General features: G+C 63.4%; 15 protein-coding genes. 9 read left to right on the top strand and 6 right to left on the bottom strand.

What is annotated here, in order from left to right; all coding sequences use genetic code 11:
* Nucleotides 1–14: 14 nt before the first annotated feature.
* The 3 genes from LDZ26_RS20980 to LDZ26_RS20970 form a co-directional block, all read right to left on the bottom strand.
* Nucleotides 15–311 carry a hypothetical protein gene (locus LDZ26_RS20980; protein ID WP_244850478.1) on the bottom strand — a complete coding sequence of 99 codons (297 nt, stop codon included), beginning with the start codon at nucleotides 309–311 and terminating at the stop codon, nucleotides 15–17.
* 357 nt (nucleotides 312–668) lie between these two features.
* Nucleotides 669–992 carry a hypothetical protein gene (locus LDZ26_RS20975; RefSeq protein ID WP_244850473.1) on the bottom strand — a complete coding sequence of 108 codons (324 nt, stop codon included), beginning with the start codon at nucleotides 990–992 and terminating at the stop codon, nucleotides 669–671.
* A 144-nt stretch (nucleotides 993–1,136) separates the two neighbouring features.
* A complete protein-coding gene (locus tag LDZ26_RS20970) occupies nucleotides 1,137–1,358 on the bottom strand; it encodes a hypothetical protein (protein WP_244850471.1) in 222 nt (73 codons plus the stop codon).
* Between the two features lie 244 nt (nucleotides 1,359–1,602).
* On the opposite strand from LDZ26_RS20970, the gene LDZ26_RS20965 reads away from it, so the two are divergent.
* From LDZ26_RS20965 to LDZ26_RS20955, 3 genes are all read left to right on the top strand, one after another.
* On the top strand, nucleotides 1,603–1,881 hold the full coding sequence (locus LDZ26_RS20965) for a DUF3140 domain-containing protein (protein ID WP_244851118.1): 279 nt from the start codon (nucleotides 1,603–1,605) through the stop codon (nucleotides 1,879–1,881).
* 95 nt (nucleotides 1,882–1,976) lie between these two features.
* A complete protein-coding gene (locus LDZ26_RS20960) occupies nucleotides 1,977–3,188 on the top strand; it encodes a putative DNA modification/repair radical SAM protein (RefSeq protein ID WP_244850469.1) in 1,212 nt (403 codons plus the stop codon).
* Nucleotides 3,189–3,190: 2 nt separating this feature from the next.
* Entirely contained in the window at nucleotides 3,191–4,633 is a 1,443-nt protein-coding gene (locus LDZ26_RS20955; RefSeq protein ID WP_244850467.1) for a UdgX family uracil-DNA binding protein, read from the top strand.
* Here the strand turns inward: LDZ26_RS20955 and LDZ26_RS20950 are convergent.
* Entirely contained in the window at nucleotides 4,630–5,418 is a 789-nt protein-coding gene (locus LDZ26_RS20950) for an SDR family NAD(P)-dependent oxidoreductase (RefSeq protein WP_244850465.1), read from the bottom strand. The genes LDZ26_RS20955 and LDZ26_RS20950 overlap by 4 nt on opposite strands.
* Before the next feature lie 222 nt (nucleotides 5,419–5,640).
* Between LDZ26_RS20950 and LDZ26_RS20945 the strand changes: the two genes are divergently transcribed.
* The 5 genes from LDZ26_RS20945 (at nucleotide 5,641) to LDZ26_RS20925 (ending at nucleotide 10,838) form a co-directional block, all read left to right on the top strand.
* On the top strand, nucleotides 5,641–6,393 hold the full coding sequence (locus tag LDZ26_RS20945) for a DUF4410 domain-containing protein (protein ID WP_244850463.1): 753 nt from the start codon (nucleotides 5,641–5,643) through the stop codon (nucleotides 6,391–6,393).
* 68 nt (nucleotides 6,394–6,461) lie between these two features.
* On the top strand, nucleotides 6,462–7,733 hold the full coding sequence (cls, locus tag LDZ26_RS20940; protein WP_244850461.1) for a cardiolipin synthase: 1,272 nt from the start codon (nucleotides 6,462–6,464) through the stop codon (nucleotides 7,731–7,733).
* A gap of 117 nt (nucleotides 7,734–7,850) precedes the next feature.
* A complete protein-coding gene (locus LDZ26_RS20935) occupies nucleotides 7,851–9,917 on the top strand; it encodes a bifunctional diguanylate cyclase/phosphodiesterase (protein ID WP_244850459.1) in 2,067 nt (688 codons plus the stop codon).
* A gap of 94 nt (nucleotides 9,918–10,011) precedes the next feature.
* On the top strand, nucleotides 10,012–10,455 hold the full coding sequence (locus tag LDZ26_RS20930; RefSeq protein WP_244850458.1) for a MarR family winged helix-turn-helix transcriptional regulator: 444 nt from the start codon (nucleotides 10,012–10,014) through the stop codon (nucleotides 10,453–10,455).
* Nucleotides 10,456–10,544: 89 nt separating this feature from the next.
* Nucleotides 10,545–10,838: a DUF4148 domain-containing protein gene (locus LDZ26_RS20925; protein ID WP_244851117.1), complete on the top strand. Its 294-nt coding sequence runs from the start codon at nucleotides 10,545–10,547 to the stop codon at nucleotides 10,836–10,838.
* A 4-nt stretch (nucleotides 10,839–10,842) separates the two neighbouring features.
* Here the strand turns inward: LDZ26_RS20925 and LDZ26_RS20920 are convergent, their stop codons facing one another.
* Together LDZ26_RS20920 and LDZ26_RS20915 are read right to left on the bottom strand one after the other, a co-directional pair.
* A complete protein-coding gene (locus LDZ26_RS20920) occupies nucleotides 10,843–11,709 on the bottom strand; it encodes an EAL domain-containing protein (protein WP_244850456.1) in 867 nt (288 codons plus the stop codon).
* 320 nt (nucleotides 11,710–12,029) lie between these two features.
* Entirely contained in the window at nucleotides 12,030–13,151 is a 1,122-nt protein-coding gene (locus LDZ26_RS20915) for an ABC transporter ATP-binding protein (protein ID WP_244850454.1), read from the bottom strand.
* A 243-nt stretch (nucleotides 13,152–13,394) separates the two neighbouring features.
* On the opposite strand from LDZ26_RS20915, the gene LDZ26_RS20910 reads away from it, so the two are divergent.
* On the top strand, nucleotides 13,395–14,765 hold the full coding sequence (locus LDZ26_RS20910; protein ID WP_244850452.1) for a sugar ABC transporter substrate-binding protein: 1,371 nt from the start codon (nucleotides 13,395–13,397) through the stop codon (nucleotides 14,763–14,765).
* Nucleotides 14,766–14,778 lie beyond the last annotated feature (13 nt).

Below are 14,778 nucleotides of genomic sequence, written 5' to 3'. Positions count from 1 at the left end.
CGCCGCCGTTGTGCTCAATGACCAAAGAACACGTCGCATCGCGGCTGGCTGCTGCATGCGTCGGTGGTCCGCCCGCCAGCCGACATGCTCGTTCCGGCTTTCGCGCCGCCGTAGGCTTGTTCGCCGGATGCCGAGTCGGCCGTCGAGGCGTCGGTTTGCAGGGCAGTGCGCGACGTATCCATCGGACGCATCGTCTGGACAAGTTGTTGCGTCGGTTCGGGCATGCTTTGCGCGCGGGCGTTGCCGATGCCCGCGGCCAGCGCACAGGCCGCCATCATCGCGATGAATTTCGGGTTGACGTTCGTCTTCATGTTCCAGCTCCTCAGAAGCGATTGCACAAGCAGCCGGCAACACGTTCCGGACTCCTTGCAGCGGTGGATGAATGGCGCGCAGCGGCCATGCGAAGCCAGCGCGTTCGCCGGCCGAAAGCGACCAAGCAACGACGCAGACGGCACGACCGAGCCCTTGTGATGAGATGCCGGGAAGTCGCTCGTATGCGGCGGGCGCGATAAGAAACCGCGCAGGCACACATTAGGGTCTGGGAAGAAGACGCGAAATCCCTATGTGGAAGGGACGCGTATGGAGGGAGTGATAAAGCTCGGGAGGGATGACGCCCGTCCCGCGCAACGAACGACGCGGACCGGGCGGTCTTGCAAAAAGCGAACGCGTTATTCCGAGCTCGACGTGCCGCTACCGGACGAACCCGAACCACTCTTCTTGTGCATCTTGTTCGTCTTGCTGCTCGAACCGCTGCCCGAGCCCATGGTGGAGGAGCCGGTCGCACCCGAGGTCGCGCCCGTCGTGCCATTCGCGTTCGGCGTGCCCATGCCGGTGCCGCCCTGTCCCGCGCCATTGCCGCCGGCCGTGCCGCCCCCCGTTCCGCCGCCGCCCGCGCCACCACCGGCTCCGCCGCCTGCGCCCTGCGCGAACACGGCGCCCGACAGACTCAGAATCATTGCGGATACGAGCAAGCTCTTCTTGGCGATTTTCATGGTGCCTCCCTTGAATTTAGTGATGTGACGCGCGCCGCTGGGTTTGCCTGCGCGGCGTCGCGCCTTACATCGCGCAATCCTTGTGCCGCAGATGTAAGCGTTCACGCTCCCGGACACGGCTAATGGGAAGACAGGCCCATTCGGTTACGCCAACGCCTCGTCGCACCATTCAATGGCCCACGCCCGCGCGCAATGCAGTGCGTCCCATTCGTTTGGGAACGAGTCGAGATCCCCGGATTCGTGGACTTCCACGTTCGGCGTGTGTTCGTTGGGCGCGCTGGTGATTCGAGCGCGCGCGTAGTAGATGCCATCTTCATCATGGCGAGCGGTGCAGTCGATATGAAAGTTCTTGTAGTCAAAACGCATAGGAAGTTCTCCACGAGAGAGTGGGTGGCGTAGCAGCCGACATCCCGAAGCCGGGCCAGATGCGCGTGCGATAAACGCCGCTGGAGCGTTGGTTGCTCAGTGCCAGCGTTGCGAGTGATTCAACCAACCGAGCGCGCTCATGACCACGCACGAAAAGACGCACGACAAGACGCAAGAGCAGCATGGAGAATCCGCGGACGGCGAAGACAAGGCGACGTTCGACGAGTTCAAAACGCTCGTGAACATGACGGCGCACCAGCTGGAAAAGTGGCTGGCGACGGATGAATCTCAGGCCGTGGGCCAGAAAGACGGAAACGCGGAATCGGTCGGGCATCAGTCCGGGCGGCGCATTATCGAATTGCTCGGCGCGAAGAAGAGCGAATTGCATGCCGACGACTACGGCCATATGCGCAAGGTCATTGGCTATGTGAAACGCCACCTTGCGCAGCGCCCGCAAGGCGATGTCGAACATACGAAGTGGCGCTACTCGCTGATGAACTGGGGCCATGATCCATTGAAATAGCAGCGCGGCGGCGCCATGTCTGCGCTACCGCGCGGTTTGAAAACTTCCCGCGACACGATTAGCATACTGTATAAATATACAGTATCATAGCCAAGATGGAACTGTCCGAAAAGCTTGAAATACTTGCGGATGCCGCGAAGTACGACGCATCGTGCGCGAGCGGCGGCGCGCCCAAGCGCGAGTCGCGCGGCGTCGAAGGTTTGGGCGCGAGCACGGGCTCGGGCATTTGCCACAGCTTCACGCCGGACGGCCGCTGCGTGTCGCTGCTGAAGATTCTGCTCACGAACTTCTGCCTGTACGACTGCCAGTACTGCATCAACCGGCGCTCCAGCAACGTGCCGCGCGCGCGGTTCACGCCGGAAGAAGTCGTCACGCTGACGCTGGACTTCTATCGCCGCAACTACATCGACGGGTTGTTCCTGAGTTCCGGCGTCATTCGTTCTTCGAGCTACACCATGGAGCAACTGGTGCTCGTGGCGAAGACGCTGCGCGAGAAGCATCAGTTCCGCGGCTACATCCATTTGAAGACGATCCCCGATGCCGACCCCGGCCTGATCGCACAAGCGGGGCGCTATGCGGACCGCCTGAGCGTGAACATCGAGCTTCCGACGGAGATCAGCCTCGAGCGTCTAGCGCCGGAAAAGAGCGGCCGCACCATCAAGCTGGCGATGGGCAACATTCGGGTCGCGCGCGAGGAGTCGGAAGCCGAGCCGCGCGCGCCGCGCTTCGCGCCGGCGGGGCAAAGCACGCAGATGATCGTCGGCGCGGACGAGACCGACGACCGCACCATTCTCGGCACCGCCGAAACGCTGTACGGCTCGTATCAGTTGAAGCGCGTCTACTATTCGGCGTTCAGCCCGATTCCGGACAGTCCGTCCGGCGTGCCGTCCAAGGCGCCGCCGCTTTTGCGCGAGCATCGGCTGTATCAGGCCGATTTTTTGATGCGCGGCTACGGCTTTCATGCCGCCGAATTGCTCGGCGATGCAGGGAATCTGCCGCTCGATGTCGATCCGAAGCTCGCATGGGCTCTCGCGCATCGCGAACGGTTCCCGGTCGATCTGAACACCGCGCCGGTGCGCATGATCGCGCGGGTGCCGGGCATCGGCATGCGCAACGCGAAGCGCATCGCGGAACTGCGCCGCGCGCGGCGCGTGCGTTACGCGGATCTCGCGCGGCTGCGCTGCGCGATGGACAAGGTGAAGCCCTTCGTCGTGACCGAGGACTATCGGCCGCCGCTCGCCGAAGCATCGTCGGAGCATTTGCGAAAGGCGCTTTCCACGCAGCCGGTGCAGCTTTCGCTTATCTAGCGATGCACGTCATCACCATCGACGACGACTTCGACGCGTGGCGCAGCGCGGCGCTCGACGCGCTCGCGCAAGACCTGAAGCCCGAGTCGATCGAATGGCGCACGCAGCAAAGCGACACTCCCGCGTTGTTCGCGGCATCCACCGAAACGGCCGCGCCGGCCACGTCGCCGAATGAAGCAGCGCAAGTGCGCGTGTCACGCGAACTCGCCGCGTTGCTCAAGGACGCCGCGCATTTCCGCGACGAGCGGCGCTTTGGCTTCCTGTATCGCGTGCTGTGGCGCTGGACGCATGGTGACCGCTCGGTGGCGTCCGCGGCCGATGAAGACGGCGCGCGGCTCTACAAGATGGCGAAGGCGGTGCGCCGCGCGCAGCACGACATGATCGCGTACGTGCGGTTCCGGCAGCGCGAGGCGTCGCTCGGACCGCCGGAATTCGTCGCGTGGTACGAGCCGGATCATGACGTGCTCGCCTGGGGCGCGGAGCATTTCGCGGCGCGCATGGGCAAGTCGACGTGGCTCATCACGACGCCGGACGGCGCGGCCATGTGGAACGGCGAGCGTCTGCAAATCGAGCGACGCCGTGCGCTCGCCTCCGACCATGCATCCGACACGCCCGACGCCGCCGAAGACCTGTGGATGACCTACTACCGCAGCATCTTCAACCCTGCGCGCCTGAACGAATCCGTGCTCGAACAGCAAATGCCGGTGCGCTTCTGGAAGGGATTGCCGGAAGGCGCGCTCATTCCGCAGCTCGTCAGCGATGCGCGCGGCGGCGCGCGTCGCGTCGCGCAGGCGCGGGCGGTCGGCGCGCTCGGCGGCAAGATCGTGCAGGTGGAGGCAGAAGACGCGCAGCCGGAACGCGACGCGCCCACGTCGCTCGACGCCTGCCGCCGCTGCGATCTCTGGCGTCACGCGACGCAAGCCGTTCACGGCGCGGGCCCGGCCGATGCGCGCATCATGCTGCTCGGCGAGCAGCCGGGCGATCAGGAAGACCTGAAAGGCGAGCCCTTCGTCGGCCCCGCTGGCCAATTGCTCGACGACGCCATGCGCCAGGCGCAGGTGCCGCGCGAGCAGGTTTATCTGACCAACGCCGTGAAGCATTTCAAATGGGAGCCGCGCGGCAAGCGGCGGCTGCACAAGACGCCCGCGCAGCAGGAAGTCGAAGCGTGCTCGTACTGGCTCGAACGCGAGCTGGAGCAAACCGGCGCGCGCGTCATCGTCACGCTGGGCGCGACGGCGTTGACCGCGCTGCTCGGCAAGCGCGCGACGTTGCGGGCGCATGTCGGCCGCGTCACGCCGTATGGCGACAAGCTGATCGTCGCCACCTATCACCCGTCGTATGCGCTCAGGCAGCTCGACGATACCGCGCGCGACAAGACCATCGCCGATATCGTCGATGCGCTCGCCAAGGCGCGGTCGCTCGCCGCGCAGACGCAGCCGGGCTAGAACGCGGCGCGCACCACGCCGCCGTCCGCGCGCAACGCCGCGCCGTTCGTCGCCGAAGACAACGCCGAGCACACGTACACGACCATGTTCGCGATTTCCTCCGGCGCGATGAAGCGCTTGAGCAGCGAACTCGGACGCGCTTCTTCGAAGAACGACTTCTGCACATCCTCCATGCTCTTGCCGCCGGAGAGCTTCTCGACGAACTCGGTCACGCCTTCGGAACTCGTCGGTCCGGGCAAGACGGAGTTGACGGTGACGCCGGTGCCCGCGCACGTCTCGGCGAGCCCGCGCGACAGCGCCAGTTGCGCGGTTTTGGTCAGACCGTAGTGGATCATCTCCACGGGAATCTGGATGCCGCTCTCGCTGCTGATGAACACCACGCGGCCCCAGTTCTTCTGCTTCATCTTCGGCAGATAAGCGCGCGACAGCCGCACGCCCGACATCACGTTCGCGTTGAAAAAGCGCTGCCAGTCGTCGTCAGAGATGTCTTCGAACGGCTTCGGCTCGAAGATGCCCATATTGTTCACGAGGATGTCGACCTCGGGGAAGCGCTGCACGAGCGCGTCGACCTGCGCGGCGTCGGAGACATCGCCTGCGAAGCCTTCGGCCTGCGCGCCGGGAACGAGCTGGCGGAGCTTGTCGAGCGCGGCATCGACGGACGATTGCGAGCGTCCGTTCACGATCACGCGCGCGCCTTCACGCGCGAGCGCCACGGCAATGGCATGGCCGATTCCCTTCGTCGACCCGGACACGAGTGCGAGCTTGTTGGCGATTTGCAGGTCCATGGTTGCTCCTCCGAAGCGTGGGTTGAATGGCGGCGCTCGAGCGCGCGTTCGACGCATGGTAGCGAGACTCGCGTCTTCATGCTCGAAAGCGGCTCGGCACGCCTGACACCCGGCGACATAAATGTTGGATGGCGTGGGCGGCGGGCATCGTCCATAGTTGCGCCACGGTGATCGACAGCCACGCCGCAGACCGCCACGCAACCAACGAACCCAGGTGCCGACATGTCCGACGCAACGAACTTCTCCTCGCTCGATTCCCTCGTCCGCCACGCCCGCCGCGCGCTCGTCGCGGGGCTCGTGACCGGCGTCGCGCTGTTTGCGGGCGCGGCGAACGCGGCCGGCGCCAGCGGTCAGACGGCGCGCGTCGCCGCGGTGCCCGCAGGCACCACGATCTACGTGTATCCCTTCCAAAGCGACGCGGGCGACGTCAAGCTCGACAATCACGGTCTCGCGTCGAAGCTGAAGACGGCCATGTCCGGCGACACGCAAGCCCAGCAGCAGGCGCAGGACGCCATCGCGGCGCGCGAAGAAGTGGCCGACGAAATCGTCGCCAAACTCCAGTCGATGGGTCTGCGCGCGGTCCGCGCCGATGTCGCGCCGCCCGATGACCAGAACGCGCTCGAAGTCGTCGGCAGCATCGACAAGATCGACGCGGGCAATCGCCGCCGCCGCATGTTGATCGGGCTCGGCGCGGGACAAAGCAAGGTCACGGCGACCGTGCAGCTCGTGTTCAAGCCGGCGCACGGCGCGCCGCAATTGATCGAACAGTTCGATGCCAGCGCCGACAGCGGCCACGCGCCGGGCGTCGCGGAAACGGCGGGCGTCGGCGCGGTGGCGGGTCATGCGGTGAGTTCGCTCGCCGTATCCGGCGGACTGCATGCGGTTTCCGAAACGAAGCGCGCCGGCGTTTCATCGGACGAACAGCGCCTCTCCGACGCCATTGCCAAGCAGATTGGGCAATCCTCGCAAACCTGATGGCCCGCGCGTTCCGGAACCACATACACTACCGGTTCCGGACGGATGTTCGCTTCGCGAGGCCCTGCATGCCGACGATTGCCCTGATTGCGTTGACCGTCGTCGCGACTGTGTTCGTGGTATTGGTAATCGCCAACCTGACGAGCGGTGAAAAGAAGATCGAGCACAAGATCGAGCGTCTTTACGCGAGCGACGATCCGCAGTTCCTCCGCTCGATGGGCCTGCTGCTCGGACCGCCCGTGGTAGACGGCAACCGCTTCGAGGTGCTCGTGAACGGCGACGAAATCTTTCCCTCGATGCTCGAAGGCATCCGCTCGGCGAAGAAGACGATCACCTTCGAGACCTTCATCTACTGGTCGGGCGCGATAGGCGAGCAGTTCGCCAACGCGCTGGCCGAAAAGGCGCGCGCAGGCGTCTCGGTGCATGTGCTGCTCGACTGGGTCGGTTCGTCCAAGATGGACAAGCGCTACATGCAGACGCTGCGCGATGCGGGCGCCGAAGTCATTCAGTATCACAAGCCGCACTGGACGGGACTCGGCCGCATGAACGACCGCACGCACCGCAAGCTCCTCGTGATCGACGGCCGCGTGGGGTTCACGGGCGGCGTCGGCATCGCGGACGAATGGACCGGTCACGCGCAGGACGAAAAACACTGGCGCGATACGCACTTCCGCCTGCAAGGTCCGGCGGTGGGCCAGATGCAGGCGGTCTTCATGGACAACTGGGTCAAGGCCACCGGCAACGTGCTGCACGGCGCGGACTATTTTCCCGAGATAGCGCGCGCGGGCGATGGTCTCGCGCACATGTTCAGCAGTTCGCCTTCGGGCGGCAGCGACGACATGCAGCTCATGTATCTGATGGCGATCACCGCCGCGACGCATTCCATTCACCTGTCGAGCGCGTACTTCGTGCCGGACAAGCTGACCATCAACGCGATCGTCGAGGCGGCGCGGCGCGGGGTGCGCGTGCGCATCATCACGCCGGGCAAGCGCATCGACACGCATACGGTGCGCGAGGCGTCGCGCGCCTGCTGGGGCGATCTGCTCGCGGCGGGCGTCGAAATGTACGAATACCAACCGACGATGTTTCATTGCAAGCTGATCGTGGTCGACGAATTCCTGGTCTCGGTCGGCTCGACCAATTTCGACAGCCGGTCGTTCAAGCTCAACGACGAAGCGAACCTTAACATCTACGACCGCGATTTCGCGCGCCAGCAAACCGCGATTTTCGATGCCGATATCGAGCGTTCCAAACGCATCACGCTCGAAGACTGGCAGCGGCGCGGGCTCGCGGAACGGATGCTGGAACGCGTCGTGGCATTGTTGGATCCGGAACTGTAATGCGCCGGCTCATGGACAGATTCAGTGCTTGCGCCGAGCTTTCGAGCGGCCTAAAGAATGTCCCCTGTGCGCCGATAAGTCGCTTACGCAAACCCGCCCCTTCCATCCCGGCACTTCATGCACGGCACCTATAACTTCTGGCTCGTCGCGGCATCGCTCGTCGTCGCCACGCTCGCCTCGTACACGGCCCTCGACATCTCCGGCCGCATCGCGATGCTGTCGCATTCGCGCATGCGCCATGTCTGGCTCGCGGGCGGCGCGGCCTCGATGGGCATCGGCATCTGGTCGATGCACTTCGTCGGCGTGCTGGCCTTTTCGCTGCCCATCAAGCTCGGCTACGACTTTCGCATCACGGCGGCGTCGCTCGTGATCGCGATGCTGGTCTCGTTCTTCGCGCTCTCGGTCATCAACCGCGTGCGGCTGACGTTTCAGCGCCTCGGTGCGAGCAGCATGCTCATGGGAGCGGGCATTGCCGCGATGCACTACACGGGCGATGCCGCGATGCGCATGCATCCGGCGATACAGTACGACCCGCTGCTTTTCGCGGCGTCCATCGTGATCGCCGTGGTCGCGTCGGGCGCGGCGTTATGGATCGCACGCGTGCTGTCGAACGCGAATCAGTCGAACATCACGCAAAAGCGCGTTGTGGCTGCGCTCGTCATGGGCGTCGCGATCACCGGCATGCACTATACGGGCAACGCCGCCGCGAATTTCTTGCCGGGCGCGATCTGCGGCGCGGCCAACGACGTCGATGTGCACTGGCTCGCCACGACGGTCATGCTGTTCACGTTCGCCATCCTGATCATCACGCTCGTGCTGTCGCGTTTCGATGCACAGAATGAACTGCTCGCGGGTTCGGTTTCGCGCCTGCACGGGCAGATCGTCCACATGGCGACGTTCGACACGCTCACGGAGCTGCCGAATCGCCGCACGGTGACCGAGCGCATCGGCCGCGCGGTCAGAAACGCGACGAACAACGGCAGCCGCTTTGCGATCCTCTTCATGGATCTCGACGGCTTCAAGACCATCAACGATTCACTCGGCCATTCGATCGGCGATGAAGTGCTGCAAGCCTTCGCCAAGCGCCTCCTGCAATGCGTGCGTGGCGGCGATGCGGTCGGGCGGCTCGGCGGCGACGAGTTCGTCGTCCTGCTCGAAGGGATCGGCCCGCCCACGGATGCCGAGAAGCTCGCGGAACGCATTCTCGATGCCATGAGAAAGGGTCTCGTCGTCGCGGATCATTCGCTGCAGGTGATGCCGAGCATCGGCATTGCGCTTTTCCCTGAAGACGGCGACAGCGTCGAAACGCTGCTCAAGCATGCGGATGTCGCAATGTATGAGGCCAAGCGCGGCGGACGCAGCACATATCGCTTCTTCGAGGCGAGCATGAACGAGGCGGCGGTGCGCACGCTGCAGATTCAGCAGGCGTTGCATGAGGCGTTGACCGAAGGCTACTTCTACCTGCTGTTCCAGCCGAAGTTTCGCGGCGACGGCGAGCTTGCAGGCGCGGAGGCGCTCATTCGGCTGAATCATCCGGAGATCGGTCTTTTGACGCCGATGGAATTCATTCCGATTGCCGAGCGTTCCGGGCAGATAGTCGATATCGGCTACTGGGTCGTGCGCGAGACCTGCCGGCATATCGTGCGGTGGCGCGAGTCGGGGCGCGCGGCGGTGAAGGTCGCCATCAACCTTTCGCCGCGGCAGCTGAACGAAGCGGACCTCGTCACGCGCGTCTTGCAGATCGTGCGCGAAGAGGGCGTGCGAAGCGATCAACTGATGTTCGAGATCACCGAGTCCGTCGCGATGCAGGACGCGCCGCGCACGACCGAAATGATTCGCGCGTTCCAGGACAACGGCTGCGAGATCGCCATCGACGACTTTGGCACCGGCTATTCGAGCCTCGCCTATTTGCAGCGGTTCCGCGCCAAGCAGCTGAAGATCGACCGCTTCTTCACCAACGGACTGGACGAGAACGGGCAGGAAGGGCGCGCTATCGTGTCGGCGATCATTGCGCTCGCACATTCGCTCGATATGGATGTCGTCGCGGAAGGCGTGGAGACCGGCACGCAGCTCGGCCGCCTGCAAGACATGCGGTGCGACGAAATGCAGGGCTTTCTGCTGGCGCGGCCGCTTTCATCCGACGCATTCGCCGCGCTGCTCGAAAGCGGGCGAGTGAATGTGTGAGACGGGTCACCGTTTGAAGATCGTTAGGATATCGTATCAATTCAATGTGCGCCAGTGCGCGCACAGCCGCCGCGCTCGTCCCTATAATCGCGCGATGGAACCTCAACTCAACAAACGCTTCGGCTTTCTGATTGCGGACGTAGACCGTCTGTGCGGAAACCGCTTCGACGAACTCGCGAAGTCGTCGCTTAATCTCACGCGCGCGCAATGCCGCGTGCTCGCCTACCTGTCGCATTACGGGGAAGTGAATCAGGCGCGGCTCGCGTCGCTTCTGGAAGTCGCGCCGATCTCCGCGGGCCGCCTGCTCGACCGCATGGAGGAGGGCGGCTGGATCGTGCGGCGGCTCAACCCCGACGACCGCCGCGAGCGTCAGGTGCGCATGACGCCGAAGGCGCAGAAGGCGCTCGACAAGGCGCGGCGCGTCGGCGACGAGATCGCTGCGGAAGCGCTTGCTGGTCTGGGCCGCCAGGAGAAGGATCAACTGATCGCGCTGTTACAACGTGTGCGGAGCAACCTGAGCCGGATCGTCGACCGGTGACTTGGGAGCGCTTCTTGCAGGGCCGTGACGCGCCATGCAAAGAAACGGACCGTCCAACGCGACGGTCATCCACACCGGAGAATCTCATGCTGAACGTTCGCACCGCACCGCTCGCCGTTATCGCGCTGGCCGCCGCCGCGCTCGTCACCATGCCTTGCACGCCCGCGCACGCGCAGGATGCGGGCGCTTCCACGCCGAAGCAGATCAAGAAGGCGGAGCGAAAGGCGGCGCGCGCCAAGAAGAATGCCGAACTGAAAGACCTCGAGAAGAACGGCTACAACCCGGCTGGCGAGCAGACCGACTATCCGCAGAATTTGCAGAATGCGCAGCGGCGCGTGAATGCCGAGAAGGCCGGGCAGCCGGCGCCTGCATCGGCGCCCTGAGGACTCAGGCAGCGTCCGCAAACGGCATCGCGCGATGCTGCGCCGCCTCGACTGGCCGTGTCACACGAGCGCCGGGCACGCTGCCGATGCCGAACACCGGCCGGGCGAGATAAAAGCCCTGCGCAAGAACATGCGGCCACTGCGCGAGCCATTGCGCCTGCGCGGCCGTTTCCACCCCTTCGATGACCACCGACAGCTTGAGCCGCGTCATGAGCGAGAGCACCGACGAAAAAACAGTGCGCGCATCGGCACTATGCGGCGCTTCGGCCAGCAGTTCCTTTGCAATCTTCACCGTCCCGAAGCTGATCGGGCCGAGCGCGGCAAGGCAGGCGAAGCCGGTGCCGAAGTCGTCCATTGCGACGTTGATGCCGCGCGCGCGCAAACGTTGCACGACCTTCGCGATCGACGGAAAGCGGGCGAGGTCCTGGCTCTCGGACAGCTCCACTTCGATCGACGAAGGCGCGATGCCGTGATCGCGGCATACGGCTTCGAGCCGATCGGCGAAGCCTATCCGCGCGGCAACCGAAGGCGGGACATTGATCGCAACGGGATAGGTCGCGCCGCCGTTGGCCTGCCACATCGAGATGTCGAGGGAGACGGCGTTCATCACGAAGTCGGTGAGCTCGATCATGACTTCTTCGTCATCGAGCGCTTCGTGAAAAGCGCCGGGCAGCAGCAAGCCGAACTCCGGATGACGCCAGCGGATCAGGGCTTCCATCTGCGCGAGTTCGCCGCTGTCGACGCGGTAGATTCCCTGATAAGCCATGCAGAATTCGCCGGCTTCCAGCCCTTGCAACACCCGCGCCTTCAACGCGTGACCGGACTTCAGCGCGACATTCGATGCGTGCGAGCGGAGTGGAGTTGTCTTCATGCTATACCGCCTTGCCAGTGGACCAGGCGCTTAAATGCACGAGTCATGCCCGAATGCGCCATTTGTCGGGCGATTAGGCATCAGCGAGGGGAAACCCCGAGGCATGCCTCAAGACAGTGCATGATCGGGACACGATAACGTTTCAAGAGCGATACAGATCGCATGTCTCAGTATAAAAAACTGAGACACTGTGAGACGCGATGGTAATAACTATCCTTGCGCCGCGCCGTCGACCGCGCGCGGTTTGCAGTTTCTACTGACGTTTCAACAATCGTTTGTAATCCGCACTAGCGCAATGATTCACACAACGGCTCGCGCAATCAGATGGTCGCGGCTTGCGCGACGGATCGGACCCGCGCGAGCGCCTGGCCGTCTTCGCCGAAGAGATGCACGTGCCGAATGCTGAAGCCGACGTTCAGCCGCTGGCCGTCGACCGCCGTGGATTCGCCCGAACCTTTGACCTGGATCACGAGATCGTTCGGTAATCTAACGTGAAGCAGCGTCTCGCCGCCAAGGTGCTCGATCACCATCACATCGCCGACGAGACCGCTGTCGATATCGCCGCCGCGCTCCTCGATGAAATGCTCGGGCCGTATGCCGAGCGTGAGTGTTTCCCCCACCTTGACCGACGACGCATCGAAAGGCAGCGTCAACGGATCGCCACCCGGCAGCTCGATGGTCACGCCAGCCTGATCCACGCGCAGCACGCGCACGTCGATGAAGTTCATCTTAGGCGAACCGATGAATCCCGCGACGAAGCGATTGTGCGGGGTGCGATACAACTCCAGCGGCGAACCGATCTGCTCCACGCGGCCATGATTGAGCACGACGATACGATCGGCCATGGTCATGGCTTCGGTCTGATCGTGCGTGACGTAGATCATCGTTGCGTTCAACTGCTTGTGGAGCTTGATGAGTTCGAGCCGCATCTGAACGCGCAGCGCGGCGTCGAGATTCGAAAGGGGTTCGTCGAAGAGAAAGACTTTAGGCTCGCGAACGATGGAGCGCCCAATGGCGACACGCTGACGCTGACCGCCCGACAGCGCCCGCGGACGACGCTCCAGCAATTGCCCGATTTGCAGGATCTGCGCTGCGCGCTGCACGCGCTCCTTGATTTGCGCTTCGGGGAGCTTCAGCATGCGCAGCCCGAACGCGATGTTCTCGTAGACCGTCATGTGCGGATAGAGCGCATACGACTGAAACACCATCGCCACGCCTCGTTGCGAAGGTTCGAGGTCGGTCACGTCTTCGCCACCGATCATGACCTGTCCCGAGTCGCTTCGCTCAAGTCCCGCGATGGTGCGCAGCAACGTGGACTTGCCGCAGCCCGACGGACCCACGAAGACCATGAACTCACGGTCGGCTACTTCGATGTCGATGCCCTTGAGCACATCGGCGCCCGCAAAGGACTTGCGAATCAGCTGCAAATGGACTGCGCTCATGCGTGTCTCCTACCGGAACGAGTGCAAGGCTGAACTGCTCGATCGCGCGCAGCCAGCATCGGATTGCTTCCGTCGATTTAGTTCTTGACAAGCTGTTCGGGCCCAAATATACAATTGTAAAACGCAAATTACAAGTGAAACGGCGCCGCGCACCGCGCTTTCGACTTCACTCGTCACGGTGGGACGCAAGAAAAGAGACGAAGAATCCGCAAGCCATCCGCTCAAGAAAAACAGGAGACAGGCATGAACAATCGCTTCATCCCGGCCAAGCACGTTGGCCCGCTCAAACACGTCGCGGCTATTGCGCTGCTTGCCGCAAGCGCCGCGTTCGCCGCATCGAACGCTCATGCCTGGACACTGAAAGAAGCGGCGCAGCCGTACTCGGGCACCACGATCAAAGCCATATTCCTCGATCGTCCGGGATACAAGGCCGCACAAACCCTGATACCGCAGTTCGAAAAGGAAACCGGCATCAAGGTCCGCTGGGAAGTCATTCCCTACGAGAACACGCGCGAGAAGGAAGTGCTGAACTTCGTCGGCGGCGGAGATCAGGACGTGGTGCTGGTGGACGTCGTGTGGATCGGCGAATTCGCGAGCAACAAGTGGCTCGTGCCGATCAAGAAGTTCACGGACGATGCGAAGCTCGCCGACCCGAGCCTGAATCTGAAGGGCTTCTTCCCGATCCTGCTCGATTCGTTCGGCACATGGGACAAGGTGACCTACGGCCTGCCGTTCGATAACTATTCGGGTCTCATGTTCTACAACAAGTGCATGTTGAAGGACGCAGGCTTCGACGAGCCGCCGAAGACGTGGGACGAGTTGCTGAACACGTATGCGCCTAAGCTCACGAAGGGCGACAAGTTCGCCTTTGCATTGCAGTCGCGCCGTGGCGAAACGCAATCAGCGGATAGCTTCATGCGCGTGCTGTGGCCCAACGGCGGCTCGCTGCTCGATGCGAAGTTCAAGTCGAATCTGATGTCGCCGCAATCGCAGGCGGGCCTGGAATATCGGCAGAAGCTGATGAAGTACATGCCGCCGGGGATCGTGGACTTCGACCACGCCGAAGCGGTGAACGCGCTCGCGCAAGGGCAGGTGGCGATGATCACCGAATGGTCCGCGTTCTATCCGACGCTGACCGATCCGAGCAAGTCGAAGCTCGGCAACTGCCTCGCCATCACGACGGAGCCTAAAGGTCCGGCGGGTCTCAAGCCGGCGCTCGGCGGCTTCTCGCTTGCGGTCAACGCCAAGTCGAACGCGAAGAAGCAGGCGGCTTCGTGGCTCTTCATCCAATGGATCACGTCCGAGGCAATGGCGAAGCCCTATCTCGACGCGGGCGGCGTGCCGGCGCGCATGGCGGTCTATCAGGACAAGGCCGTGCAGGACAAGTATCCGTTCGTGAAGCCGATGGTGGAGTCGTGGCAAGGCGGCGTGCCTGATTACCGTCCGCGCTTCCCGGAATGGCCCGCAGTGTCGGAAGTGATCGGCGAATGGGGCAGCAAGATCATGCTCGGACAGGTGACGGTCAAGGAGGGCGCGCAGACCATCGGCCAGAAGACCGAGGACATCCTGAAGAAAGCGGGCTATTACGACGGCAAGAAGCCGCTCTTGAAGTAAGCACGACGATCAG

The organism is Caballeronia sp. SL2Y3 (genome assembly GCF_022879575.1).
Classification (GTDB): Bacteria; Pseudomonadota; Gammaproteobacteria; order Burkholderiales; family Burkholderiaceae; genus Caballeronia.
The sequence above is the reverse complement of the archived record's forward strand: the minus strand, read 5'-3'. Positions and strand labels throughout refer to the sequence as shown.

Coding starts and splice junctions, on each gene's coding strand:
- LDZ26_RS20980 (WP_244850478.1), bottom strand. CDS start 311: ATGAAGACGAACGTCAACCCGAAATTCATCGCGATGATGGCGGCCTGT.
- LDZ26_RS20975 (WP_244850473.1), bottom strand. CDS start 992: ATGAAAATCGCCAAGAAGAGCTTGCTCGTATCCGCAATGATTCTGAGT.
- LDZ26_RS20970 (WP_244850471.1), bottom strand. CDS start 1,358: ATGCGTTTTGACTACAAGAACTTTCATATCGACTGCACCGCTCGCCAT.
- LDZ26_RS20965 (WP_244851118.1), top strand. CDS start 1,603: ATGACGGCGCACCAGCTGGAAAAGTGGCTGGCGACGGATGAATCTCAG.
- LDZ26_RS20960 (WP_244850469.1), top strand. CDS start 1,977: ATGGAACTGTCCGAAAAGCTTGAAATACTTGCGGATGCCGCGAAGTAC.
- LDZ26_RS20955 (WP_244850467.1), top strand. CDS start 3,191: ATGCACGTCATCACCATCGACGACGACTTCGACGCGTGGCGCAGCGCG.
- LDZ26_RS20950 (WP_244850465.1), bottom strand. CDS start 5,418: ATGGACCTGCAAATCGCCAACAAGCTCGCACTCGTGTCCGGGTCGACG.
- LDZ26_RS20945 (WP_244850463.1), top strand. CDS start 5,641: ATGTCCGACGCAACGAACTTCTCCTCGCTCGATTCCCTCGTCCGCCAC.
- cls (WP_244850461.1), top strand. CDS start 6,462: ATGCCGACGATTGCCCTGATTGCGTTGACCGTCGTCGCGACTGTGTTC.
- LDZ26_RS20935 (WP_244850459.1), top strand. CDS start 7,851: ATGCACGGCACCTATAACTTCTGGCTCGTCGCGGCATCGCTCGTCGTC.
- LDZ26_RS20930 (WP_244850458.1), top strand. CDS start 10,012: ATGGAACCTCAACTCAACAAACGCTTCGGCTTTCTGATTGCGGACGTA.
- LDZ26_RS20920 (WP_244850456.1), bottom strand. CDS start 11,709: ATGAAGACAACTCCACTCCGCTCGCACGCATCGAATGTCGCGCTGAAG.
- LDZ26_RS20915 (WP_244850454.1), bottom strand. CDS start 13,151: ATGAGCGCAGTCCATTTGCAGCTGATTCGCAAGTCCTTTGCGGGCGCC.
- LDZ26_RS20910 (WP_244850452.1), top strand. CDS start 13,395: ATGAACAATCGCTTCATCCCGGCCAAGCACGTTGGCCCGCTCAAACAC.